This window comes from Xenorhabdus sp. PB62.4, from assembly GCF_014467285.1.
Lineage (GTDB): Bacteria > Pseudomonadota > Gammaproteobacteria > Enterobacterales > Enterobacteriaceae > Xenorhabdus.
This window is the reverse complement of the sequence record NZ_NKHR01000001.1, coordinates 46,893-72,770: the sequence shown is the minus strand read 5'-3', so window position 1 is coordinate 72,770 and position 25,878 is coordinate 46,893. Positions and strand designations below refer to the sequence as shown.

Sequence of the window (25,878 nt, the reverse complement as noted above, 5' to 3'; positions counted from 1 at the left end):
TAATCCCCCTAAAAATCATATTGCTTACGACGTTTCACATCACGACGTTGCAAATAACCGATGATCCCTTTGCGAATACGATAAATCAGCCGCTCCCGGCGATCGGGATTGATAATGATCCGAGCCTTGAAGAAGGAGGGACATAACACCGCGGCATGGGAAACCTCACCGCACAACCCGCAACCCACACAACTGTTCAAAACCGTCGCCACCGGATCGGTGCGCAGCGGATCTGGGTTCGGTTTAATCGATAAAGAAGGACAGCCAGATAAGCGAATACAGGAGTGATCTCCGGTACAGGTATCAGGATCAATACCAAAACGTTCCCGGACGATCCTTTTTCCCACAGCAAGCGCATTCTTGACCTTTTTCTTCTCGCGGCGCTGCTTATTTAACATGCACTCACTCTGCGCAATCACGACTTTTGGCCCTTTTTCGCCCGTTGTCAGGGCATCACGCAAGGTATGAGTCATGGTTTTAAGATCATAAGTACGCTTGATCGTGCGCACCCATTTCACACCAACACCTTTGACGGCATTTTCAATTTCATGGCCTGTACTGCGAATGGAATTCAATGCAGTTGAGGATAAAATATCCTGTCCGCCTGTCGCGGAGGTGTAGCTGTTATCGACAATAATGGTGAGATTGTCACTGCGATTAAAAACACTATTGGCAATGCCGCTCGTCAGGCCATTGTGCCAAAACCCACCATCCCCCATCACCGAAACCACCCGTTTATGCTTTACCGGCGTATTCAGCGCTGCTGCGCTTGCTGTCCCTAATCCATAGCCCATCGTGGTATTGCCCAGATTAAAGGGAGGCAGAATGGCAAACAGATGACAACCAATATCAGCACTGACATGATGTGGCCCCAATTCCCGCTCTATCAGCTTCATCGCCGTAAAGATCGGGCGTTCCGGACAGCCCGTGCAAAATCCGGGGGGACGGGCATGGACGGCATTTTCCAGTGAATCTTCCGATACCGCATCTGTGCCATAAAGCTCATCATCAACCGATAAATTAACAGCAGGAATACGTACCTGACAGGCCGCCACCGGAACTTCGGTTTCAATCTTGCCGTAACGTTCAAGGAAAGCACGCAGCCCCGCCAACACCGTCGCCGTGTTATACTCTCCCGCCATTGGCAACAAATCCTTGCCATGCAGCCGGGTAGTCATGTCATGCTGACACAAAATATTAGCAACATTCTGCTCAACAAAATTGGGCTGACCTTCTTCCAGCACCAAAATCGCCTGCTTACCCTGACAAAAGCGCTCAAACTCTTCATCGATCAGCGGATAAGCCACATTCATCACATACAGCGGAATTTGGCTCTTTCCGAAAACATCTGCCAGCCCAAGTAAGTTCAGGGCGCGGATCACGGTGTTATAGCACCCACCTTGCAGAACAAGGCCAATATCCTGAGCATCTTCGGCAAAAAACTCATTCAATCCGTGCTGTTGAATAAAACGCACCGCAGCAGGCCAGCGATCCTGTACTTTCTCTTTCTCATGCAAAAAACTGGCGGGAGGCAGAACAATGCGGCTGAGGTCACGCGTCGGGTTTTCCAGTGCATCTTTGATCATAAAAGCTGGCGTGCGATTGTCTTCACAGACAAACCGGCCGTGCATATGACAAGCACGAATGCGCATCTGCAACATCACTGGTGTATGGCTGGCTTCCGACAATGCAAACCCCATCTTCACAGCCTGCACAATTGAAGGGAGATTAGGGCGTGGATCGAGCAACCAGAGTTGAGATTTCATCGCAAAAGCATGGCTGCGCTCCTGCATGATAGAGGAACCCTCGCCATAATCTTCCCCGACAATAATCAACGCACCGCCAAGAACACCGCCCGATGCCAAATTCGCCAGTGCATCCGAGGCAACATTCGTACCAACAGTGGCCTTAAACGTAACAGCCCCCCGCATTGGATAGTTAACGGAGGCCGCGAGGGTCGCAGCCGCAGTAGCTTCACTGGCACTGTTTTCAAAACGAATGCCATACTCAGACAAAATATCCTGCGCATCTGCCAGCACATCCATCAGATGGGAAATCGGCGCTCCCTGATAGCCCGCCACATAGGCAACACCCGATTCCAGTAGTGCTTTTGTCACGGCAAGTATGCCTTCGCCGCTGAAAACTTCGCCCTGTCCCAGACGTAATTTTTTCACTTCTTCGACAAATGATCGCTCAGCCATACTCACCTCACATATTCACCTCATCGTGTTTTTCTTCCTTACGTCTTTTCGCTATGTCTTCTATGTAATTCGGATGTCAGTTAATGGTCAATACATGATTTGTCATGTATTTGTGATTTATGCAGTGATTGGATAAAGCTCGCAGTAAAACGGAAAAGTTATCAATAAACACAGGCAAAAGCGGGATGATCAGGGGCAATGACCGTCGTTAACAATAAATTACAGTCGATAACAATAAATAGTGCCATCCATAAATATATTCATAATCATATATATTTCATTTAAGTAAAATGTGGATACTGTGAGTGGAAACAACCAGTTTGTTATTTATTTTATTACTTGTAACCATTCGATAAATATCCCGAATCATCGCAATCGAAACATCACAACAGAGAATAAACACATTATTGGCGGGATATCTCACACAATCATAATAATCATGTTATTGACTGGAGGTATCTGAAATGACGAGCAGCTCGTGGCCTCACGGTTATTCTGAATCTAAAAGCGCTGAATCAAGATATACAGATTCAAAATGCTCAGATCCCAAATATGCTGTGTCAAAAATTGAGTCACACCTCAATTCCCCAAAACATTTGCTTTTTTCATCTAATGATCTTGATGAAGTCAAATCTATGGTTGGAAGAGTCATGCAGCCCCATCAGTTGAAGATACTGGGTCACAGCCAAAAACTGAATGCCAGAATGCACTACATTCCACTCGGGGATCTTTCTATAAGCCGGCTGTGTTACAGTGCCAACGTTGAAATCAATCCGGGAGAACTGGATAGCTTCTTTCTTGTCCAGATGCCGCTGACGGGTTGTGCCTGCATTGAGAGTGGCGAACAACACTTGGATTCAACACCGAATATTGCTTCTGTTCTTAGCCCCAACCAACAGACGTCCATGCGCTGGAGTACTGACAACGACCAGTTTATGGTCAGGATTTCCCGCTCTCTGCTGGAAAGAACCCTTGTCGGGCAATTGGGGCATCCGCTGGAGCAACCGCTGATATTTGAACTGGGTTTTGAGTGGCAACGCTGTCAGGCATGGCGCTGTCTGATGCCTTATCTTCTGGAATGTACCACCCAAGTGCCCGATATTTTGCAACACAAACTGATTACCAGCCAAATCGAGCAATTGCTTTCCGTGACATTGCTATCCACACATCAACATAACTACAGTGAATCTTCGGCGAATCGTCGGTGTACCATTCGTCCACGACATGTACGTAAGGTACAGGAATATTTACAGGCTCATGCTCACGAACCCATTACGGTAGAACAGCTCGCCCAAATAGCCGGGGTCAGCCTGCGCAGCCTCTATTCCGGCTTCAAAGAATTTCTGGACATCAGCCCGATGCAATATTTACGCAACTTACGCATGGAGCATGTCCGCACAGAACTGCTGGCAGGAGAAGCCGCCAGCGTTACGGGAATTGCTCTGCGTTGGGGATTCGCCCATATGGGACGCTTTAGTGCGGAATATAAAGCCCGCTATGGAGAAACACCGAGTGAGAGCCTGAAACGTGAGTGAAGGTAGTGACGGAAAAAACAAATGGATAGATGAAATAAGATTTGATATTAAACACAAAGGAGAAAATAAATATGAAACGTTGGTTCCCGGAATAATTCTTGAGTTAAATACCTTAATGGTGAAATGGAATAGAATACAAACTCAGCCGATGACTATAAAATTCAAGGAAGCATTGTTCCCAATAAATAATAATGGGGAATTTATAGTTTTTTCTGACAATATCAGGAACCGAGATAAAAATATCAAGATTCCCTTTAAGGAATACAACCATAGCAGCAACACAAGATGTTTTCTGTTATCATTCATAAGAAAACTTTATCATGAAACAAAAACCATTAACGTGATAAAGAACACCCGCCAGAAATATTGACTACATATTTAAAAAGGATATCAGGTATGAATCTTCAGGCAGGACAAAATATCGTTTTATCTCAAACCTCTCTTCGACTCACTCTCTCTTACCCAACAACGCCTTCTTTTCGTAGTGAAGTAGATGCCTCTGCTTTTCTATTGAATGCCAATGGAAAAGTCAGGGGAGATAGTGATTTCTATTTTTACAATAATCGTGCAGCCGCAGATAACAGCCTGGTTTTAGAGACCTCTCACCAAAACAGTATTATCGCCGTAGACCTGACAAAAATAGCGGCTGATGTGAATAAAATCGCTATCACATTGGTGATCGACGGCCCGGATTCTGTCGCCAATCTTCAACAGTTGAAATTTGAAGCAAAAAATATTGCAGACTTCACCATGTCAACTGCGGGCAGAACGGAAAAGGCCATGATTATTGCAGAGATTTATCGGCATTCCGGCAACTGGAAGCTCCGGGCTCTTGGGCAAGGTTTCAATGGCGGGCTGGAGCCTCTGGCGGTGAATTTTGGTGTGGATATAGAGCAACCCGCTTCTTCAAATCCACCTCCCGTCTCAACTATCAGCCTTGAGAAAAAGCTACAGGATAAAGCACCGCGCCTTGTAAACCTTGCCAAGAATGCCACTGTCAGTCTGAATAAGCACAAGCTGCAATCGGTCAAGGCGCGTGTTGCTTTTGTTCTTGACGCATCAGGATCAATGCACTCTGAATTCAAAAAGGGGCATGTGCAGGCGGTTCTGGATCGTATTGCGGTACTGGCGGTGCAGTTTGATGATGACGGCTCGATGGATGTCTGGGGATTTGCTTCGAAACACAAGAAATACCGGGACGTCACCCTTGATAACCTTGATGGCTATATTCATACCATACAGACCGCTATAAAAGGCTCCAGATGGGAAATCCTTCCCGGCCTCGGCGGTACAAACAATGAACCGCCAGTGATGGAAGAGGTTATCGACTTTTTTAAAGACAGTGACCTGCCTGTCTATACTCAACAAACTTGAAGATGCATGATTAAAAATTCATATGATACTGATTTTATAGAATAAACAATCATAACAAGCCTTCATTTTGAAGTTAAATTGGTATATGTTGTGTTTATTACGGATGGTGGGATTAGTAAAACCCGCCAAATTAAGGATGCCATCCGACGTTCAGCGAATTATCCTATTTTTTGGAAGTTTGTTGGTCTGGGTGGTTCAAGTTACGGGATATTGAAAGATCTCGATAATTTTACCGATCGTCGTCTGGATAACACCCATTTCTTCGAGATAGACAATTTTGCAACGGTAAAAGAAGATGTGCTGTACGATCTGTTGTTGGAAGAGTTTAGAGACTGGTACGACGCCGCTATTGCTGAACGTATTCTGTAGTTATAAATAGGTAGTTATGAATAATATGAGTGCCCCAAATAAGGGGCACATAGTTTATAGGTATTTATCCGCGTGAATTTATCCCAAAATGTCATAAAGCCTCTTAATTTCCTTTTTCCATATATCCTGACTTTTCGGCTTCTGATGCTTCGGTCTCCGCGCCAAATCCTCTGCCAGATTTTTCTCTAATATCACAATGCGTTGAAGAATGTCCTCTTCATTTGCTAATACCTCTGGCTCATTATGAGTGATTTCCTTAGCCTTAATCTCTTCTTTTAGAGAGGGGATCACTTTTTCATTCAGGAACTGATAATATCCATCACTGGACGTCACTTCTTCCAGTTTGCCATTTTTTATCAGCAAAAAGCGGTTGGCGATGTTGTCGATAAATGCCCGATCGTGCGAGGTAATTAATATTGTCATCTCGTTATTAATTAACTCACTTTCCAATTCCATTTTGCCGAAAATATCCAAGTGGTTAGTGGGTTCGTCGAGAATCAAGAAATTATGTTTATTTAATTTCAATATTAAAAACATCAGCCTTGAACGTTCACCACCGCTCAATCTTCCTACTAGTTTAGTAAAATCCGCATATTCAAACCCTGCCGAAATTAATTGTTGTTTACAGGTGATATCATCAATTTTTGGTGCATTATTTCTTACCGCATCAAATATCGATTCAGTCAGTGGGATTTTTTCCAATTCCTGATCGAGATAGCCCAGATTACATTGCGGTGAGAAGGTAATATTTTCGGTATCATAGGCTGAATTATCCAACCCGCCATCATGTGCACTTCTCGCCTTTTTATAAGCTTCAACCAGAGAATGAATCAGGGTGGATTTCCCCACTCCGTTATCACCTAACAGAGCGATTCTGTCTCCCGGACGAATATACAAGCCATTGATGGAAAATAACGGGTTAAACGCTTCATTTTTTCGATAGCCAATCCACTTTTCCCCAATTTGCAGCATATGTTTGGATTTGATCATATCGGCATCCAGCGACAACCGATAAGTTTCCCCTTCGGTTATTTTCGTTTTGCCTTGCTCAAGTTTTTCAACCCGTTTCTCCATCGATTTGGCTTTTCTGGTGAGTTTGGGGTTATCGTAAATTTTTCCCCACTGTGCCAAACGCTTTGCACTTTCCTGTATGCGACGAATATTCTTTTCTTCTGCTTTTAAGCGCAAAGCATCCGCTTCATCTCTTTCCTGTAAAGCAGAAAATGCCTGACTAAACGGCAGGGAAAAAGCAGTGAGTTGTTGATCACGCAAAAAAATCGTCTGGTTGGTGACATTATCCAAAAAGTTTCGGTCATGGGAAACAATAATAAAGGCGCTTTTCAGGCTGTTATTAAAGAAGTCCTCAAAGAATTTCAAGGTATTTGAGTCCAGGTGGTTACTGGGTTCGTCAAATAAAATAATATCCGGTTCCACCACCGCACTCATGGCAAACATCAGTTTCGTCTTTTGTCCACCACTGAGATCAACCACTTTAGTCGTAAAATCAGCATCCTGAAAACCAAAACCATACAGCATGGATATTGCTTTATAGTCACCATATTCATCAACTTGCCTGACTTTTTGAGAAATAGACTCAAGTAAGGTCATTTCAAGTAATGCCTCGTCAATAAACTGAGAAACCATTTCCAGCCTCAAACCATTGGCGTATTCAATGAGTCCATCATCCGGTTTTTCAATGCCCGCCAATAGCTTAAGTAAATGCGTTTTTCCCGTACCGTTATAGCCAACTAATGCAATCCTGTCGTTTTCTTTGATGGTTATGGAGAGATTATTAAATAATGGCTTTGCATTAATGCTAAATTTGACCTTATTACAATGAATCAGTGTTGACATTTATTATGTCCCCATCGTAAAAATCTTCATTAATCTTAGGGTGATGCTTTTTCAAACAAAACTTATATATTTAAAGGGAAATCAGGTCAAGTTATTAACTGATAATAGAGAAAATAGTAACAATACATTAAGTACCTAAGTATGATTATTAGCATTGTTAACTAACTGATAAAAATAAACGCTACTCAGATTAATGAGTAGCGTTCTTATTTCTTTCCATATTATTTGGTCATCCTATATGAATTGGTATTTTGAGTCCCTTAACTTTAATCCGTAAAAAATGCTATATCACGATAAAAATAAACGCATATTAAAATGGAATCGCCGCTTTTAAGAAAAATTGCGAACCCGCCGGGCGGTTATTCACTGCAAGGTCTTTTTGCCATTTCAGCGCGACCAGCCAACCTTTCCCATTGGCATAACGGATAGAAGGACCAAAACCAAACGCGCTTGCTTTACCTTGTGCTGAATTTGGTCCGCTGTCGTTGGTGATTTGCTGGAAAACATAACCTCCCACCCCTGCCACCAGCCCATTGCCAAATCCCCAACCCAACGCATAATCCGCATGGATCGCCTGACCAGAAGTAGTTTTGGTCTCTTTATTGCTGGAGTTGACGTCATACATCACTTTCAAATCGGCATTGATGCCATTAGCAGGAAAATAACTCACCGCCCAGACAGGCCGAATCGTCCAGTAATTTTTTCCCAAGCTGGAAGGATCATTGCGATCATAGTGACCTGTTGGGATGTTGACGTCCAACCCAATGACATAGCCTAAATCAGGAGCGGGATGATAACCCAAGGCAGGACCAAAGGTGATATCTCCTATTCCTTTGCTGTTGTTGTGCCTGCCGGCAGCGTCAGTGGTCACATCCAGTAACGGTACGATGGTATGGTAGGCCAGTTGACCACCCAAAACCTGTCTTCCCGTCACCCAAACCAATCTGGGTGCCAGAAGATTCACATTCACTTTGAAACCCGGTACAGGGATCAAACTACCGTTATTTCCCCTAAGCTTGTTGTAGTGAATATTGCCACCATAAAACAGCGCATGAATACCCGGAGGCGGTAAAGCACCAGCCAAATAATTATCCAAGCCATCAGGATAAGTGCCCACACCGCCACCTTCTGCCGCCATTACCGAAGTGCTTATCAGTGATAAAGATAAAGTCAGTGATAAAGCCGCGGCACAAACAAGATCTCTAAGTTTTATCGCCATACAACTCTCCTCTCTGTAAGAGATGAATCAATAATGAGTAAATTGAGTGGCTAATTTGCTCAGCGCCGCGCAAGCCGGCGGGCAACAAGATAGCCGGAAATCCCGCTTAATCCGGGGCCGGGATGAGTTGAAGCCCCGATGTGAAAAACATTACTGACAGGAGTTTGATGCGCCTTTGCGCCTTGTGAAGCAGCAAACGGACGCAGACAGAAAAATTGGTCGGGTGAGCAAATACCTGAATAGGGATCGCCGCCTACCAAGTTACAGTTCAATGCCTGCAAATCCATTGGAGAGTAGGATTTACGCCCCACAATGGAGGATGAAAAACCGGGCATCACCGTTTCCAAACGAGCCTGTACGCGATCCGCAACCGCTTCGCGAACGGCTTCATTCCATCTGCCATCAGCGGGAATTGGAATCTCACCCAAAACATCGCCTTTCAAGTGTGTCGGCAATTCCTGCATTTGAATCCACAAAATCCAACCGCCGTTTGGCGCACGAGAAGGATCAAGGACCGTTGGCTGCCCTATGCTCAATGTAGGATGCCCCGGCAGATAACCGTTATTCGCCTGTGCCACGGACAGACAGACCTGTTCCATGCTCTCCGTCAGATGGATAAGCGGCACATGGCGCAATTCCGGCTCACACCACGGCGGCGGCGCGTTCAAGGCAAAGTGAATCTGCATTCCACCCCGCCCATAACGATAGTTCCGCGCCCGTTGCAGAACATTTTCAGGCATGTTATCCAACAGATGACCATAAAGCTGTTGAGGGGTTACATTACAAACTACCGCTTCACTTGCGTGATAAACGTTTCCCATGACTATCACGCCAGAGGCATAACACTTTTTCCCTCTTCTGTGGGTGATGATGCGATCAACGTGAGCATGGGTAATCAGTTGACCGCCATGCTGCTCAATGATCGCCTTAAGTGCTTCCACAATGCGAATACTGCCACCTTTCACCACAGGCATGCCTCCCGCAACCACCGCAGCGAAAGTAAGCTTGCCAATCAGGGCTGAGCTGGCATCATCCGGCCCCAATCCCGTATGCAGTACCCACGGTGCAATCAAAGCACGGCTGAAATCGGACTGTAATTCACGCTCAGCCCAACGCCGGAAAGTTTCCAGCGAGTTGCCGGCAAACTCTGCCAGCCCATCAATGCCACGTTTCCGCCACTCAGAGAACAGCAATTTCAGCATTCCTAAACCATAAGGATTCTGCCCCAACAGGCCAAAGACCAGCGCGGCATCATCATGGAGGATTTGCTGTGCCATGCGATTTAATGCCGCGCCATCTCCCATCGAAATTTCATCAAGCCGCAAGGCAGCAGCCAGGACATCCCGTTTCAAGGCAATTCCCTTGCCATTCGGTTGTACCAATCCGGTTGAATAATCACTTTGTATAAATTCCAGCCCCGCCTTTTCCAAAGCGGGTTTGAGCACTTGATAAGCAGGACTGCTCAAAAACAACGGATACCAGCAAGAGAGCACATCATGGATATAACCGGGAAAAAGTTCTTCCGTGCGAATGCAACCCCCCAGTACCGCATTCCGTTCCAGTACCAGGACGGATTTACCCCAGAGTGCCAACAAGGCCGCACAGACCAGAGAATTTATCCCACTGCCAACGATAATCACTTGTGGCTTTGATACTGTCATGACTCTCCTCCGTAAAGGGATTCGACCAGAGCCAGAACACGCAGCGGGCTTCCCGAACCACCTTCAATTTTGAGAGGAGCGGCAATAATGACTGCGCCCGTTGGTGGCAGCAAATCGAGATTTTTCAGGCACTGCAAGCCGTATTTATTCGCCCCGTGCATCAAGGTATGGCAAGGATAAGCCACCGGCCATGCGTAGGATTGTCCGGCATCTGTATTGATGGTTTCGACCCCGAATCCCCTGATATCACGCACATGGATCAACCACTCTACAGCCTCTCGGCTCGGCCCCGGCGTGTGAGCCCCGTCATCGTGCATATTGAGGAAACGAATTGGATCATCTGCCCGCTTAGACCAATCCGTTCTGAACAGTAACCATGCACCCGCAGGAATACGCCCGTACCGCCCTTCCCAGGACTGTAAGAACTCAACCGTCAGCAGCCAGTCGGGGTTTTGTGCCACTTGCCTGCTGGCATCTACTACCACCGCTGGTGCGACAAAGTTATGCAAAGGAATGGTATCAACCGTGTTATCGGGATGATCTTTACCGCTGATCCAATGTATCGGGGCATCAAAATGCGTTCCGGTATGTTCACCACAACTGAAATTGTTCCAATACCAAGCCGGGCCATTCTCGTCATAGTGAGAAATACGCTCTGACTTGAATGACCAGACTTGCCCGAACTGTTCAGGTAACTGCAAGGCCGGAAAATGAGGAGTCAATGTTTGAGTGAGGTCGATAATCTTCACATTCCCCTGATTTAATGCCGTGACAAACACACGTAATGGACTTTTCATTAATAATGTTCTCCTGAATGTTTTCCCAACAAAAGAATGTACTGACAAAAAACAACAGAATGATTTTTTTCATATTTCCCGAACATCATGCAGTACAGTAAACATACCGCTATGAAAAACCAGTGGCTTACCTTCAATGCTGGCAATACGCTTCACATGACCAATCATCAGCAAATGATCCCCCAGATGCGTTTGTTGATGATTGGCACAAACCAAGGTCGCTATCGCCCCTCCAATCGAGGGAACTCCTTCCGGTGTTTCCTGTACGGGAATATCCCGGAATTTGTTTTCAACCCTCGGATTGGCAAAACGCAAAGCCAGCTCTTGATGCTCACATCCAAGAATGCTGATCGTGAAATATTCACAATCACGGAAGACGGGCAGATTGGGGGAGTGATTGACCAGACTCCAGAGTACCAGCGGCGGCTCTAATGAAAGTGAAGCAAATGAGTTGATGGTCAATCCCACATTGCGCCCGTCAGCAGTACGTGTCGCAACAATGGCAACGCCTGTCGGATAATGCCCCAAAAGTGTGCGCAACGCCCTTGCTTCAAATTCAGTTGCCCCCCATTCGGCATCAGGCAACGGTATCTGACTGCTCAAGATATTCAAAGTCATGACAAGTTCCCCGCTCAAGCTCTGGTTTTTTCAACCATCTGTGAATGAATGTATTCTTCACAGGCGTGATTGTCTTTCCACCACGGAAACAACACGGGAGGATGATCGAAAGCATTGGCAAGCGTGCTGGCAAGTGCCGGCAATTGTTGGGCGGCTGCCAATAAATGTAAAATATGTGGCTCTGGCGGAATAAGCAGGCTATTGGTCCATTCCACAACATGATGACCATATTTCCAGAACTGTTCGAAGGTGTCGTTCATCCATTCTGCCGTAAAGGGTTTGTCACCATGAGCAAGAATGGCCTCGTAATATACCTTGCAGGCTTTGGTCGCATTATTGGAGCCTTGTCCGGTCAGCGGATCGTTTGTGACGACCGCATCCCCCAAGCCAAAAACCTGACGACCAGAAGGCAGTGTTAATACCGGCTTGCGCACCACTGGCGCAAAGCACCCCGCCAGAGTACCATTTTCATCGGTAAGCTCCACCTGCTGACAACGCTCAGCTTCCCACGGCATAAAAGTCTTGAGGATTTGCTTGCTGTAGGCCAGATGCTCTTGTGGCGTTCTGACCTCTCGCCAGCCATCCATTACCCCTCCGGGAATGCCTTCAAAAACCATGATGTCACAGGGACCATTCAGCGTCAGGGCAGGAAAAACAAAATACTCTCCCACCCCCGGAATCAGGTTAAAAGAAACACGGGAATATTCAGGCGTTGGCAGCATGCCATTGACATAAGTCAATGCCAGTGCGCGTTGGGGGGCATCAAAAGGAGAACGTGAAGCGTCACGCTCCAGTAATTTCACAATATCTCCCTTTCCTCCCGCCAGAATAACCAGCTCATGACGGGCAGCCAATTGTTCCAGTTCAATGATCCCCACATCGTTGATTTCCAGATTACCGCCACGGGCAGCGAACTGTTCCATCCAGAATGGCATCTTGATACGTTGATCGACCGCTTGCGCGTATTTGTCCAGCCGGGCACTCCATGCAATCGCCTTCTCATTAGGAATTTCAGGATGGGGAACGGTAAAACCGATGCCTTCAACGGGCGGGCACTGTTTTTCCCACTGATTCAATCCTAAATCACGTTCAAATTGTAAAGAGGAATCGAACATACATTGACTCGACATGACCCGACCATTGCGAACATCATCGGGAGTGTGATTGGTAACAACAGTCACCTGATAGCCCTTGTTCAGCAGACCAAGGGCCAAAGGCAGTCCAGCTTGACCACCTCCTACGATAGCTATACGGCGCATAATATTTTCCTCTTTCATTTTTTTTTTCGGATTTCGGAACTCAAGTGATTTCGTCCCGCTATGCCAATTGTCTGGGATGCTTATTCCGCCCAACTATTCCGCCAAACGTGGAATGGCGGGTTTTGCCTGCTCCGGCCCCATTGCTGAATAGCCGCCATCAACAGCGTAATCCGCCCCTGTCACAAAACTGGCTGAATCAGACAGGAGGAAGGCCACGACTTGAGCGATTTCTTCGGGATCGCCCACACGACCAAGCAAGTGATAATCGGCGGCAACAGCATCGGTTTTCTGGCGATTGCCCTGAGTCAGCTCATCCATGACGCGTGACCACGTCCAACCCGGTGAAACGGAATTAACACGGATGCGATCGGCGGCATAATCCATTGCCATATTGCGGGTGACTTGTAATAAAGTGGCTTTTGAGGCGGGGTATAACCAACGACCAGTCTGGGCAATAGAGGAGGAGATACTGGTGAAATTAACAATGGCTCCACCGCCTGCGGCAATAAGATAAGGACGCACAAACTGAGCCGCCCTGACAGCACTGACCACATTAGTATTCAAGGCTGTCAGCCATGTTTCACGGTCGGCATTGGCGCCGCCATCCAGATAAGTTGCTGCAAGATTGACGAGATAATCCAGACGGTCGTAATAAGCAACGACTTCATGTACTCCCTGAGAGAGTTGTTTGTCGTCAGTAATATCAACATGCCAGAAACGGATGGATTCGGGTTGGAGGCTGGCGGCATTTTTCCCGCCTTCCTGATCAATATCAAAAATCGCGACCTTAATCCCATATTCACTCAATACTCTGGCAACGGCTGTACCTATTTTGGTGGCTCCACCAGTGACAATAGCGACTTTATCGTTTAAGCCCTTCATGAGTGCTCCCCTTTTGCCGTATATGCCCACCATGACTTTTGCCCATAATCAATCATTGCTCTGGGCTTAATGGCAGACGAATACGTAATGCGATATGTAATTAGGGAGTCATCATTACGTGAAATATAAAGGTTCAAGTAGCCGCTATATGCAGAAAAGATCCATTCAGTGCAGGTATGTCATAAATATTTTAAAAAGGAGAAAATTCAGAAAAAGAGTGAATTTATTATTCGGTAATAGCCAAAAATGGTTTAACACTCCTTCAAATCAGATAGGTTTTTACTCTAAAAAAACGCATAGAACATATTAATCCACCCCATAAAAATAAGGCGCATTCAGTAATATTGAAAAGCGCCTTGCTTTTGTGTGTGCCTGAATTATTTTTTAGCCAAGATTGTTACTTAAAACCGATATCCTACACCGATATTAAACCCATTGATGTTATGACGTTCATCATAATCTTTTATTGATGATCCTTCGTAGCCAGCATAAAGGCTGAGGTTTTGTATTGGGTTAACCTCTACGCCGGCACCATAAGCCAGATTGGTCGATTTTCTATTCAACTTTCCGCTATGACGATAATCTTGTTTGATTCCTTTCTCAACGAAATTAAAAGTTGCATCAACTTTTGAATGTGAAAAGCCCAATAAACCATATACACTCACATAATCATTAATACGATAAGCAGGCCCTGCCATAAATGAATAATATTTCATATCAATATTATCTTTCCCAGAATAATTCACGCCATTGTAATGACCACCTTTATCACCTTTCATATAAGTAAATGAACCAACAATACTGACAGGAGAATCCATCTCGTAACGATAGTGAAGGTTTACCCCACGAATATTCTTAAAATTTTGAACCTTACTTTGTGCGTAACCTACAGCAACAGTATTAGAATCCGCATAAGTCAATGAACCATACATAAAACCGGATACGGCTAAAGTCGCAAGAAACGCTTTTTTCATCATCATAATTAATAATTACCCTTTATGTTTATTAACTATTTAAAGTATAGATAGTTTTTGCGGGATGCTTAGGTAAAATGCAATGAATTTGAAAAGATAGAATTATTGACGATGGAGAGTAATCATTACTTATAGAAATTACACCTTCAAAAAACAAGTGAACCTTTATTTCAAATGGGTATCAAATTGATATCTAAACATTTATTTTTGATATTGATCCATTACATTATCTTTTTGTAAATTAGACACAATTTTTCTTCCGGCTCAATAAGTTAACAATAATATTTAACATTATCATTCTGTTTATATTTTCAAAATAAAATCACTTTCTTACTACCTGTAATATCAAAACAATTTCATCCTGCAATTCACTAAAGGAAATGACAATGAAATTAGAAACTCTATCCATCCATGCCGGCTACTCACCTGATCCCACCACCAAATCCGTTGCGGTTCCAATTTATCAAACAACTTCTTATGCCTTTGATGATTCCCAACACGGTGCTGACCTGTTTGATTTGAAAATTGAAGGCAACATTTACACCCGCATCATGAATCCGACCAATGATGTACTGGAAAAACGTGTCGCCGCTTTAGAAGGAGGAGTTGGTGCGCTTGCAGTTGCTTCTGGCATGGCGGCAATCACTTACGCTATCCAAACGATTGCCAGTCTGGGAGATAACATTGTCTCCGTAGCGAAATTGTATGGTGGAACTTATAACCTGATGGCGCACAATTTCCCAAGGATTGGGATCGAAACACGTTTCGTTGATCATAACGATCTCACAACCATTGAAGCGATGATTGACGAAAAAACCAAGGCGGTCTTTTGCGAAGCCATCACCAACCCAAGCGGGAATATCGTTGACATCCAGGCATTGGCAGATATTGCCCATCGGCATGGAGTTCCTCTTATTGTCGATAATACTGTCGCAACACCTTATTTATGCCGCCCGTTTGAACATGGCGCAGATATCATTATCCACTCCCTGACCAAATATATCGGAGGCCACGGAACCTCTATCGGCGGAATGATTGTCGATTCAGGCAAGTTCCCTTGGACGGAACATCAGGATCGCTTTGCGATTTTGAATACTCCGGATCCGTCATACCACGGAATAAACTATACCGAACATTTTGGTGCCGCAGCTTTTATCGCTCGCTGTCGTGTCGGGCAACTGCGTAGCACTGGCGCAGCATTATCTCCTTTTAATGCTTTCTTGATTTTACAGGGCCTTGAAACATTGGCTCTTCGTATGGAACGCCATACTGAAAATGCCCTGACAATTGCGCAGTACCTGGAACAACATCCTCAAGTTTCTTGGGTTAAATATGCGGGCTTGCCGTCACATCCTGAGCATGATTTGGCTATCCGTTATATGAATGGGAAGCCTGCTGCCATTCTATCCTTCGGCATCAAAGGCGGGGAAAAAGCAGGTGTACGCTTTATTGATGCCCTGCAACTGATTGTACGTTTGGTCAATATTGGTGATGCCAAATCACTGGCTTGTCATCCAGCATCCACAACTCACCGTCAATTGAATGATGAAGAAATGGAAAAAGCAGGCGTGTCTCGCGATCTGATTCGCCTATCCATCGGTATCGAACACAGCGATGACATTATTGCCGATCTTGCACAAGCTCTGGATGCAGCAAAATAATTTTCAACATTATTTATTGATTCAATAATAAATCATCGATATCAATATTTATTGATATCGATGAGATGACACTCAACAAGAGAATGAGTTACTTTCAGACAAGCTATTCCATTCAATAAAACATCAGGCCTTAAACGTGATCCACGGCCGAACTCTTGCCACAGACTGAATTAACCCTGCTTGTTCCTGAATTTCAATTATTGGTGTAATTGGCTTATAAGCTTCGGGAGCCTCTTCACGCAGACGTTCACTCTTCAATGTAATGCACTGCCACGGCAATCGGCTATTCTTTTGGATATCAGGCAATTTACCGCGCATTTCCTGACGTCGTACCGAACGCCCTGCGCCATGTGAACACGACCATAACCAGTCTGAATTACCTTTTCCCATCACCAGATAGGAATAATCCCCCATCGAACCGGGAATTAACGCCAATTCACCTGCCCGCGCTGGTGTTGCTCCTTTTCGGTGAAGATTCATTCCCTGCTCAGGAAAAATAATATTATGCGAAAGATCCACTATCAGCCGGCTTTTATCCTGCGTAAATACCTTCCGCCACGCCGAACGAACCAGCTCAGTCAGAACAATACGGTTTGCCCATGCGTAACGCGCTGCGACTCCCATCGCTAATAAATATTCCTGAGCATGCTCTGCCGTCAAACCAAACAGACCAGAGGCCGGATACTTTTCCGTAGCGGGCCAAAGCCCCCTCGCCTTATCTGCCCAACGCTGACCAACGTAAAAACCCACATCACGTGAACCAGTGTGAATCATCATCAATACATCATCTTTACGCAGGCCTGCCGCATAAGCGGCGTGCCTATCCAGGATAGTATCGACAATTTGCAATTCAACGAAGTGGTTGCCTGAACCAACAGTGCCTAAACTGGCCGGGCGAATAATTTCCCGTTGCTCAAAAAAAGCTTCTGGAGCATACCGGCTATGCGCCTTTACCGCTTGTGTACTCAATATGGCACTTAATTCGGTATACATTCGGTTGAAATCGGCTTGCTGCCAAATTCCCTGTTGAGGCAGTTCCTGTAACCATGTTTCCAGACCTTCATCAAACAAGGCACTGAATGATTTTGGTGTCACAGGTACGTCACGTTGATCCAGTAATAAGGTGTTTTTTAGCTGCTGAATCAATGCTGATTTTTGGCTATTCGCTTCTTCATAGTTCATCCCCGTTGTCAGCAGACGCATACCACAATTGATATCAGTGCCAATCGCGGCAGGGATCACCAGATTTTCCGTCGCGGCCACAATACTGCCAACTGGTGCTGTCGAACCCGGATGAAAATCCGGCGTCGCTCTGGCCCGACAAACCTTAGCGTCACTGCCGGGCACGCGCACCGCAGCCAGATCCAACAATTGCTGTACGGCCTTTTCTTCCAATGGCAAAGATTCGGGTAACAGAACTTCGGCTTCAATTTGGTTTCTATGGAAACGATAAATATTATTTTCGTAATGAGATTCGATTCCCTGACGGGACAGACGTTTTTGTAAACGATTAAATGCAGACATGTTAGCTACCTAGAAAAACAAAAAATCGCTTCTTCCTTTTTGATGGGGAAGAAGTGTTGTTTTTCCTGCAGCAGCACAAATTCAGGAAGGTTTAGGGGCGCCATTCTAGCCATGAAGATTGGGGTTGTAAAGGAAACAATTTGTTCGAATATTACACTTACGTACTTATTATGGTATATGTACCATAATAAGTACGTAAGCATTATGAGGTAATGACCATGAATGTTATGAGCTATTCAGCATTTCGAACTCATTTAGACAGTACCCTAGATAAAGTGAACGATGATCATCAGCCAATCATGATCACTCCTCAGAGTGGTAAACCAACGGTTGTACTCAGTTTGGAAGATTTTCGAGCTTATGAAGAGACTGCCTATTTGATGGCAAGCCTTAAAAATGCAGCTCGCTTAAACCAAGCTATTACAGAAGTGGAAAGCGCTAAAACCCTCGAAAAAGGCTTATAAAAACGCGCAATCGACTACCTCCGGTACGATTGCGCTGTGACAGGTAAGCAGTCTATTAGCCCCCAACTATCCCTTTTTCCTGATAATCCGCCGGCGTTTATTAAACAGATCCGGCGATATTGCCTGTGACACACACAGCCATTCAATTTTATTAACATCGGCTCCCTGTTTGGCGAAATAGTCCGTCAAGGCGGACCGGCATTGTTGAAGGATCGCCATATCACAGTCTCCTTCCAAGCGCAGTAATAAATCCGTCTGTGTCAGCCGATAATCACTCGTCAACGGTAAGGTATTGGCAATCATCCGCGAACAAGGATCGGCAAAAATACTCACAGTTCCGCCATCATGTGCTGGCAAAATCAACTGATCATCGCTGCGACCTTCAATACGCTCTATCGCTAATGCCGGATTGCCACAAGGGCACGGGGTTTTCTTCGCCACCAAAATATCATCAAGCTGATAGCGCACAATAGGTTGAGTTTCCCGCGTAAAATCCGTGATGATCGGGTTAAAACGTGATTCATCGATCCATTTCGGCTCAATATGAAGAAATTCTTCATTAAGATGCAGCGTTCCCTGTGAGCAGGTACACGCCAGAAAACCTTCCGTTGCCTGATAAACTTCGCCCACTTCCCGAAATACATTCTCTAATAATTGGCGATCTTGTGGTTCCAGCACTTCTGCCGCCGAAATCACTTTCGTTGGCGATAATGACACCTCTCCTTGCTGGATCTTCAATGCCAGCGCCCGCAAAACCTGAGCTGGTGCAACAACGATAGTAGGCTGGTATTCCACCAGCGCCTGCACCTGCTGATTAAAGTCAGCGAACAAATCAAAAAAACGGAAAGATATCCAACGATTCTGTACACTATCGTAAAGGTTATTTCCCGCCCGTAAAAACAGTGCGACGCGTTCGCCGTGAAATAAACCGTTTGGCAGCATTTTGGCAAGCATCGTCCCCGCCCAAATGCTCCGTTCTTTAGGACTGATAACAAAAATACCCCGCTGTCCTGACGTCCCCGACGACATCCCGACACTGAATTTACCGACTGTCGGCTTGAAGTCACGTGATTGTTCACTCAACCGTGCGCACTCCAACAGTTCATCACGCTTGAGACCCGCCGTATTCATCTGGTCAAAGTTCTCCATCATGATGGCTTTATTCATCAACGGATATTCCGCCAACGGTAAATCGCCATACGAGGCAAAATAGGGGCTTTTCGTCAGTACATTGCGCCGAAATGCCGCTAATTCTCTCGATTGATGCTGTTCAAGCTGCTGGCGGCTGGAAAATTTCCACTGTTTTCTGGCACGCCAATAGTACCAAAGCGTTTTGAGTATCATTCCAAATCTCCCTCATGACATAGCTGGATAGGAACCTGCTTTTGGTCAATCTGGTGCAGCTTATTTAACGTCTCATAATAGGCGCGGCTATCATCCATAATGATATTCGCCAACCGTGCCGGCCCACGCAATTCACGATAGTTACTCGGTGACCATGCCGCATCGCCCGCCAACACGATCCAGCCTTGTTCAGTCAATACACAGAGGCCAAGATGCCCCGCCGCATGACCGGGCAGCGGTACAATAAACATCTGTTTTTGACTATCCGGCACAGCATACCCTTCACCCAATACCGCCAATTCTTCTGGCAACGGACAAGCTTCAAACCCTTCATAAAAACTGACTCTGGATTCAAAATCCTCAGGAATTAATCCCCGTACAAACGCCCTTTTCAGCGCAGCGATACCCCGTAAATTGCGTGTCTGCTGCCAGCCTTCTCCCGAACAGATAAATTTGGACTGAGGAAAATCCCGCAATCCAGCAATATGGTCACCATGAAAATGAGAAATGATGATGCCATCAATATCATGGGGTTGAATGCCTTCCTCTTTCAGTTGCATCACCAACGAATCTCTGGTGTCAAAATAGACTGGCGTGACAGTGCGATAAAACCGAATAATCCCACTGCGGGTATGATCGTAAAAATGGCTGGCATATCCGGTATCAAGCAGCCAGCGCTTGTCATTGCACTCCAACAACCACGCGTGGGCAGGAAACTTACATACTCGAAGACTTGCACCTTTTAGCGCCACACAGCCGGGATGGGTACAATATCCCACTTCAAAAACACGCATCTTAACCATTTTAACCCGCCTGCTTGTCTATCTGTTTCAACCAATTGGCTGTTAAATGAATGCCTTCCTCCATGGTATAAACCGGTTCATAGCCCAGTTCTTCCCGTGCTTTTGAATTATCCAGCGTCATAGAGTAATAAGCCGCGCCAATACCGTAACGCGTCAATAACGGCTCTTTCCGGGTGAGCATCGCAATACCTTCCAACACCGCCGCAAACCCATACAAAAGTGAATAAGGCAATGATTTAATCCGATAACCAAACTTCATCTCGTCAAATAACTGCCCTAATGTTTTTGCCAATGGCTGTGGCTGTTGATTGGTAATGTTATATATCGCCCCACTTTGCAATCCTTCCCGATGCGTCGCCAATGACATCGCATGGACGACATTCATGACATAAGTGAGATCCAGGGCATTCTTCCCGCCCGCAGGCAAGACCATGACTCCCTTGCTGGCCTTAACTTGTGCCATCAAGCGTGGCAACAATACTCTGTCATGTGGGCCAAATAACCCACGAGGACGCAGAATAATATACGTCGTCTCAGGATAACGGCGCATCAGTTGGAGTACGCATTCCTCAGCCAAGAATTTCGTTCGGGCATAATCATTTGCGAAACGCTGGCTACGTTGATTTTCAGTTATGTGCTGTTGGTGCGAGAAATTGAAATAGACGGCAGGGGTGGAAATATGAACAAACCGCCGGATACCACATATTCCCGCCGCTTGTGCCAACATAGATGTTGCGGTCAAATTGATGCGTTCAAATTCATCAGGATCGCCCCAGGGAGAGGATTTCGCGGCACAATGCCAGACCGCATCACAATCTGCCATCAACTCAATGGCCTCATCCACGGTTAAGGTTTCCAATTCGGCACAGCGAAACTCCGCGCCCAACTGGGTTAATACCTCTCCCGCCCGCTGATCACGTCCGGTTGCCACAACTGACTCCCCATGTGCTAACAGGTAATCAACGGCATTACGTCCTAAGCCACTTGTTGCACCAGTTACAAGAATTTTCATGGTTTCAGAATCATCTCACTGAGTGAAAGCCCGGCCGCCGTACCAAGCAACATCACATAATCACGACCATAATAACGATCCGTCATAATAGCTTCATGTAACGCAGTGGGAATCGATGCCGCGACCTGATTGCCACGATAACGATAGATATTCACAAATCTCTCATCTTTGATATTCAGCCGCTTACGGATATGTTCCAATCCCAAATGACTGGCTTGATGGGGGATCACGGTATCAATATCGGACATCTTAAGGTCAGCCCTCGCCAATACGCGCTCTGTAAAACCTTCAATTAATGAAACGGTCAGTTTAAACAGTGGCCGACCCTGCATCTGGAACAGAAAATCCTTATCTTCCATGCCCGTACGGAGATTTTTACGGGTTCCTCCAGCGCGGATTTCACATAATTCAAGGCCTTCTGGATAAGTTTCATGTTTATAAGTAACAATCCCGCTTTTTCCATCCCCTCTTTCAACGATCATACAAGCCGCGCCATCACCAAAAATCAATGAAGATTCTTGATGTGACCAATCAATACCACGGGAAGCCATCTCCGCAGAAACAATTGCAATACGTTGATACTGTTTAGTTGCCAATAACCCTGCTGCAATATCCAAAGCGGAAACAAAACTAACGCAGCTTGCATTAATATCAAAACAGGCGGTTCCTGCCTTTAATTGACTCTCTTTCAAAATATGCGCGGCAGAATAAGGCAAAGCCTGAATAGGTATTGCGGAAGCCGAAATCAATAAATCGATCGAATCCGGCGAAATTTGGTGTGTTTGTAAAGTATTATGCAATGCCTCTACCGCCAATTTAGCCGGAGAGGCTTCATAATCAGCATGATAACGATATTCAATTCCCGAATGCTTTTGTACAAACCCGGTCGGTTTATTTAATTTCAGATCTAAATCGGATGAATACACCTTATGCTCAGGCAAAGCAGTTCCAGAGGCAATGATCTTTAATGGGATCAATTCGTTTGAGTTTTTCATTTTTTTATTACTTCCGAATGTTAATTTTTTGTTTGAATATATTGTCAGAATATGAAATGAATTCTGCGTATAGGGATTAAATCAATTTAGTATTTATCAGATAGCGGATTAAACAGGAAGTAGATATTTATGATACATCATATTACTAAATTGAAATATCGATTACAGGTACATGAAAAATAAAAAGTTTTATCAATTAACCATTTCAATGCCATAAAATTTTTTTAATAAAGAAGACATATCATGAGGTTTGATCATGGAATTTGTTGTATCTATGTAACGTAAAAATTAACGTTATCTTACAAGTAAACTTAATTGATTTAATCATTAAAAATAGTCATTTTTTGTTTTTATTTCATAAATAAATTACTTATATATAGGCATGATATAAATACTGTACAAGTATTAATCCAATGTTTTTACTTGTTCTTAAACAAAAGAAAATAATCAATTCACCAGCACATATATCTTTTGAAAATAAAAATACCCAGTTTAATCCTCTGAATTAATAGCAGACTATTTAGAGGAATAATCCACTAAATAAAATGCTATTTTGTTTTTATTTCATTTTTCCAGACTCTGCTTTCATAAAACCAGAGCTCATTTGTTATCAACTACCTGCCCAATTTAGGGAATAAGACACTATGAAGTTCTCCATTTGCTGGCTCACTTACAATCAGAACGAACTACGACCGAACGCAAGATAAGCTGGCACAAAATACCAACAATCACTGCCGTTAATACTCCCGCCATCAGGTCGATAAATAGATGTCGCCGTAATTGAATGATAGAAAAAACGATCAACACGCCCCACATTAACCATAACAACCGCCTGACCTTTTGCTCCTTTTGCCAAAGAACATATACAGATAATACAGTCAGTGAAGCATGTAGCGAAGGCAAACAATTTTGTGCTGAATCTATCGTGATCAAGTAAGCCAGCACACGATCTGCGATTTTGTCACCCACAATAAGCGGATAATCGAGAGTCGTGGGATAAAGCAAATAGATCAAGCCAGAAAACAGAGCACATCCCTGCATAGCGAACATCAACCAACGCACACGGGATAGCGGACAAAACAGGTAAGCCAAGGGTATCAACAAGAAAAAAGAGAGATAGAGCCAGACGCCATTAGAAGAAAACGCGATCCACTGATCAATAACAGAAAGCGGTAATATTGTTGCTTGATCGTAACCTTTCATCTGATAACTCGCTGTCAATTGGTAAACACCCCCAACCATCCCCCATCCCAATAAACAGCACAATAGGCGGTATCCTAACCGTTCAATGCGCCAGTTCATCCTGACCTCCTGATCTTTTGACAATTTTTATTATCCGATCCAATTATCACGTCAGTTACAAACCTATTGATGACGTCAAAGCTTCCTACTCTACCCATTACTTTTTTCCATAATGATACAGGCGGCACTATCACTGAAAATAAAAATCTCAGAATAAAGACGCTATGAGGATAGGGTTAGTGTAATCTATTATTTATCAGATAATTGATGGAACAGAAAGAAGATATTTATTGAGTTAAGGCTATTTAAAGTCAAATAGTAAATTTTGAAAACAGAGCATTTTATGAAATTAATATCAATTAAATTAAGATTATTATGGATAAAAATATGGTGTATGCAGAGATGATTGTCATGATGGAGTCATCCTTCAACCTAAAAAACTCTTTTTAATATTTACTTGCGTAACTTTATTAATTTTAATAAATATATTTTATAAAGCAATTATTAATAGCCATTGTTATTACTTGAGTATACCCATCGTCATTGAAGATGCTTGATGTTCCATTCAAATCAGATCATGCTAGCTACCATAAGAATTCCATAGACTACCACCAACTAATCTTTTCAAAAAAACATAATAAAATCAGTAAAATAAATTTTAAAATCCATAAAAAGTAACTGTTATCATAATAGATTTTCTTGAGAAGAAAGCACAATCACACCATGTAATATACCAAAGGTAACTAACTCCATTATGTATAACGGATATAAAACTAATATTTTGAATAAATAGATATTATTTTATTTTTACAATATAATTTTCTATAATTAAAATTATATTATAACTTGCATTAAGTTATTCTCGCATTAGAGTGATAAGAAATACATTAATTATGAATGAATCTGATAGTAAAAATCTAGGGAAAACTCTTTCAATTAATGAAATTATTTTTTTATATCGTCTATCTTTTTGACTATGTTATTGGGGCTATTATCTGACTTTATCGGATTTTGGTGGGCATGGTATACAGTAATCATTCTAAATATTTCCGTACTCTCTATTATCATATTCTCAAAAGATATATAGCAAGTAAGATATTCTTATCAAAAATTATTCAATTCAGAACCAACACCTTGCCCTCCCCCACTTTTGCGAGCATGATCGCAATACCTTTACCCATTAATCAAACAGCTTACATGCCTACAATCAAAGAACTACAAGTTGCAATCTCAAACCTTTCTATATGGCGTAAGGGAGATCAACGTGCACCACATAAGCCATTATTGTTGTTGTACGTGCTCTCTCAATATCAGAAAGGCCATGAACAACTGTTTGATTATGGGGAGGAGATCCACCAGCCATTACTGGAATTACTCAATAACTTTGGTCCAAGACGTAAAAGCCACGATCCTTCCTTACCCTTCTGGCGATTACGCGGCGATGGATTTTGGGAATTGCAGAATGCCGAGCTTTGCACACCACAAACTGGCAGCAGGCAACCGCCAAGACGTGAGCTGATTGAATTCGGCGTTAAGGCCGGTTTCGACCAATCAAGCTATAAGTTATTGCGCAGTAAACCCGCTACCATCGATAAACTGGCACAACAAATCCTCAGTGAACATTTCCCTGGCAGCATACAGGAACTGCTCGCCAATCAATTGGATTTCTCTTTAAGTGATGTCCGTAAAAAACGTGATCCGCATTTTCGGCGGCAAATATTACGTGCCTATAACTACGAGTGTGCTATATGTGGTTACAACCTGCGGCATGACAGTACTCCCGTTGGGCTGGAGGCGGCACATATCAAATGGAAACAACACGGTGGGCCATGTACCGTAAATAACGGGCTGGCCTTATGTTCACTGCACCATTCCGCATTCGATATGGGTTCAATCAGTATCGACAATAATATGAATTTACTGGTTTCAGAAAGTATTAATGGCGGCCGAATGGTTAAGCAGCTTTTTTGGAGTTTTGCAAAACAACCTATATTACTTCCCCAAAACAAAGACTATTATCCGTTGGAAAATTTCATCACCTGGCATCGTAATCAGGTTTTTAAAGAATAACCTGCAAATATATTAAAAAG

Annotated in this window: 20 protein-coding genes and 1 pseudogene; 6 read left to right on the top strand and 15 right to left on the bottom strand. The window is 44.1% G+C overall.

Going from position 1 to position 25,878, the window contains the following annotated elements:
* Nucleotides 1-8: 8 nt before the first annotated feature.
* Nucleotides 9-2,201, bottom strand: a complete 2,193-nt coding sequence (locus Xenpb_RS00295; protein WP_187652576.1) for an indolepyruvate ferredoxin oxidoreductase subunit alpha — start codon at nt 2,199-2,201, stop codon at nt 9-11.
* A gap of 635 nt (nt 2,202-2,836) precedes the next feature.
* On the opposite strand from Xenpb_RS00295, the gene Xenpb_RS00290 reads away from it, so the two are divergent.
* The 3 genes and pseudogenes from Xenpb_RS00290 (at nt 2,837) to Xenpb_RS00280 (ending at nt 5,479) form a co-directional block, all read left to right on the top strand.
* The gene (locus Xenpb_RS00290; protein ID WP_255522973.1) at nt 2,837-3,736 is read left to right on the top strand and encodes an AraC family transcriptional regulator; all 900 of its coding nucleotides are present in this window, start codon (nt 2,837-2,839) and stop codon (nt 3,734-3,736) included.
* Nucleotides 3,729-4,106 carry a hypothetical protein gene (locus tag Xenpb_RS00285; RefSeq protein ID WP_187652574.1) on the top strand — a complete coding sequence of 126 codons (378 nt, stop codon included), beginning with the start codon at nt 3,729-3,731 and terminating at the stop codon, nt 4,104-4,106. The genes Xenpb_RS00290 and Xenpb_RS00285 overlap by 8 nt, the downstream gene beginning before the upstream one ends.
* Nucleotides 4,107-4,132: 26 nt before the next feature.
* Nucleotides 4,133-5,479, top strand: a pseudogene (locus tag Xenpb_RS00280) (VWA domain-containing protein).
* Nucleotides 5,480-5,557: 78 nt separating this feature from the next.
* Here Xenpb_RS00280 and Xenpb_RS00270 read toward each other — a convergent pair.
* From Xenpb_RS00270 to Xenpb_RS00235, 8 genes are all read right to left on the bottom strand, one after another.
* Nucleotides 5,558-7,333: an ABC-F family ATP-binding cassette domain-containing protein gene (locus tag Xenpb_RS00270; protein ID WP_187652572.1), complete on the bottom strand. Its 1,776-nt coding sequence runs from the start codon at nt 7,331-7,333 to the stop codon at nt 5,558-5,560.
* A gap of 310 nt (nt 7,334-7,643) precedes the next feature.
* A complete protein-coding gene (locus tag Xenpb_RS00265) occupies nt 7,644-8,552 on the bottom strand; it encodes a transporter (protein WP_187652571.1) in 909 nt (302 codons plus the stop codon).
* A gap of 59 nt (nt 8,553-8,611) precedes the next feature.
* A complete protein-coding gene (locus Xenpb_RS00260; RefSeq protein WP_187652570.1) occupies nt 8,612-10,213 on the bottom strand; it encodes an NAD(P)/FAD-dependent oxidoreductase in 1,602 nt (533 codons plus the stop codon).
* Entirely contained in the window at nt 10,210-11,010 is an 801-nt protein-coding gene (locus Xenpb_RS00255) for a cyclase family protein (protein ID WP_187652569.1), read from the bottom strand. The genes Xenpb_RS00260 and Xenpb_RS00255 overlap by 4 nt, the downstream gene beginning before the upstream one ends.
* A 69-nt stretch (nt 11,011-11,079) precedes the next feature.
* A complete protein-coding gene (locus Xenpb_RS00250; protein ID WP_187652568.1) occupies nt 11,080-11,628 on the bottom strand; it encodes a flavin reductase family protein in 549 nt (182 codons plus the stop codon).
* A 14-nt stretch (nt 11,629-11,642) separates the two neighbouring features.
* Nucleotides 11,643-12,887, bottom strand: a complete 1,245-nt coding sequence (locus Xenpb_RS00245) for a styrene monooxygenase/indole monooxygenase family protein (RefSeq protein ID WP_187652567.1) — start codon at nt 12,885-12,887, stop codon at nt 11,643-11,645.
* Between the two features lie 93 nt (nt 12,888-12,980).
* The gene (locus tag Xenpb_RS00240; protein ID WP_187652566.1) at nt 12,981-13,769 is read right to left on the bottom strand and encodes an SDR family oxidoreductase; all 789 of its coding nucleotides are present in this window, start codon (nt 13,767-13,769) and stop codon (nt 12,981-12,983) included.
* Nucleotides 13,770-14,170: 401 nt separating this feature from the next.
* Nucleotides 14,171-14,749, bottom strand: coding sequence for an Ail/Lom family outer membrane beta-barrel protein (locus Xenpb_RS00235; protein ID WP_187652565.1), 579 nt, complete (start codon nt 14,747-14,749; stop codon nt 14,171-14,173).
* A 380-nt stretch (nt 14,750-15,129) separates the two neighbouring features.
* Here Xenpb_RS00235 and Xenpb_RS00230 point away from each other — a divergent pair, with 380 nt between their 5' ends.
* A complete protein-coding gene (locus Xenpb_RS00230; protein ID WP_187652564.1) occupies nt 15,130-16,404 on the top strand; it encodes a bifunctional O-acetylhomoserine aminocarboxypropyltransferase/cysteine synthase in 1,275 nt (424 codons plus the stop codon).
* 123 nt (nt 16,405-16,527) lie between these two features.
* Here the strand turns inward: Xenpb_RS00230 and Xenpb_RS00225 are convergent, their stop codons facing one another.
* Nucleotides 16,528-17,928, bottom strand: a complete 1,401-nt coding sequence (locus Xenpb_RS00225) for an RtcB family protein (protein WP_187652563.1) — start codon at nt 17,926-17,928, stop codon at nt 16,528-16,530.
* A 218-nt stretch (nt 17,929-18,146) separates the two neighbouring features.
* On the opposite strand from Xenpb_RS00225, the gene Xenpb_RS00220 reads away from it, so the two are divergent.
* The gene (locus tag Xenpb_RS00220; RefSeq protein ID WP_187652562.1) at nt 18,147-18,392 is read left to right on the top strand and encodes a type II toxin-antitoxin system Phd/YefM family antitoxin; all 246 of its coding nucleotides are present in this window, start codon (nt 18,147-18,149) and stop codon (nt 18,390-18,392) included.
* Nucleotides 18,393-18,458: 66 nt separating this feature from the next.
* Here Xenpb_RS00220 and Xenpb_RS00215 read toward each other — a convergent pair whose 3' ends face one another.
* The 5 genes from Xenpb_RS00215 to Xenpb_RS00195 all read right to left on the bottom strand — a co-directional run bounded on the left by Xenpb_RS00215 (nt 18,459) and on the right by Xenpb_RS00195 (nt 23,848).
* Nucleotides 18,459-19,736 carry a F390 synthetase-related protein gene (locus Xenpb_RS00215; protein WP_187652561.1) on the bottom strand — a complete coding sequence of 426 codons (1,278 nt, stop codon included), beginning with the start codon at nt 19,734-19,736 and terminating at the stop codon, nt 18,459-18,461.
* On the bottom strand, nt 19,733-20,539 hold the full coding sequence (locus tag Xenpb_RS00210) for an MBL fold metallo-hydrolase (protein ID WP_187652560.1): 807 nt from the start codon (nt 20,537-20,539) through the stop codon (nt 19,733-19,735). Before Xenpb_RS00210 ends, Xenpb_RS00215 begins: the two co-directional genes overlap by 4 nt.
* 1 nt (nt 20,540) lies before the next feature.
* On the bottom strand, nt 20,541-21,551 hold the full coding sequence (locus Xenpb_RS00205) for an NAD(P)-dependent oxidoreductase (RefSeq protein WP_187652559.1): 1,011 nt from the start codon (nt 21,549-21,551) through the stop codon (nt 20,541-20,543).
* The gene (locus Xenpb_RS00200; protein WP_187652558.1) at nt 21,548-22,546 is read right to left on the bottom strand and encodes a 3-oxoacyl-[acyl-carrier-protein] synthase III C-terminal domain-containing protein; all 999 of its coding nucleotides are present in this window, start codon (nt 22,544-22,546) and stop codon (nt 21,548-21,550) included. The genes Xenpb_RS00205 and Xenpb_RS00200 overlap by 4 nt, the downstream gene beginning before the upstream one ends.
* A 666-nt stretch (nt 22,547-23,212) precedes the next feature.
* Nucleotides 23,213-23,848 carry a phosphatase PAP2 family protein gene (locus tag Xenpb_RS00195; protein WP_222942827.1) on the bottom strand — a complete coding sequence of 212 codons (636 nt, stop codon included), beginning with the start codon at nt 23,846-23,848 and terminating at the stop codon, nt 23,213-23,215.
* A gap of 1,137 nt (nt 23,849-24,985) precedes the next feature.
* Between Xenpb_RS00195 and Xenpb_RS00190 the strand changes: the two genes are divergently transcribed.
* Complete coding sequence (locus Xenpb_RS00190) at nt 24,986-25,858, top strand: phosphorothioated DNA-binding restriction endonuclease (RefSeq protein WP_187652557.1); 873 nt, start codon at nt 24,986-24,988, stop codon at nt 25,856-25,858.
* The last annotated feature ends 20 nt before the right edge of the window (nt 25,859-25,878 follow it).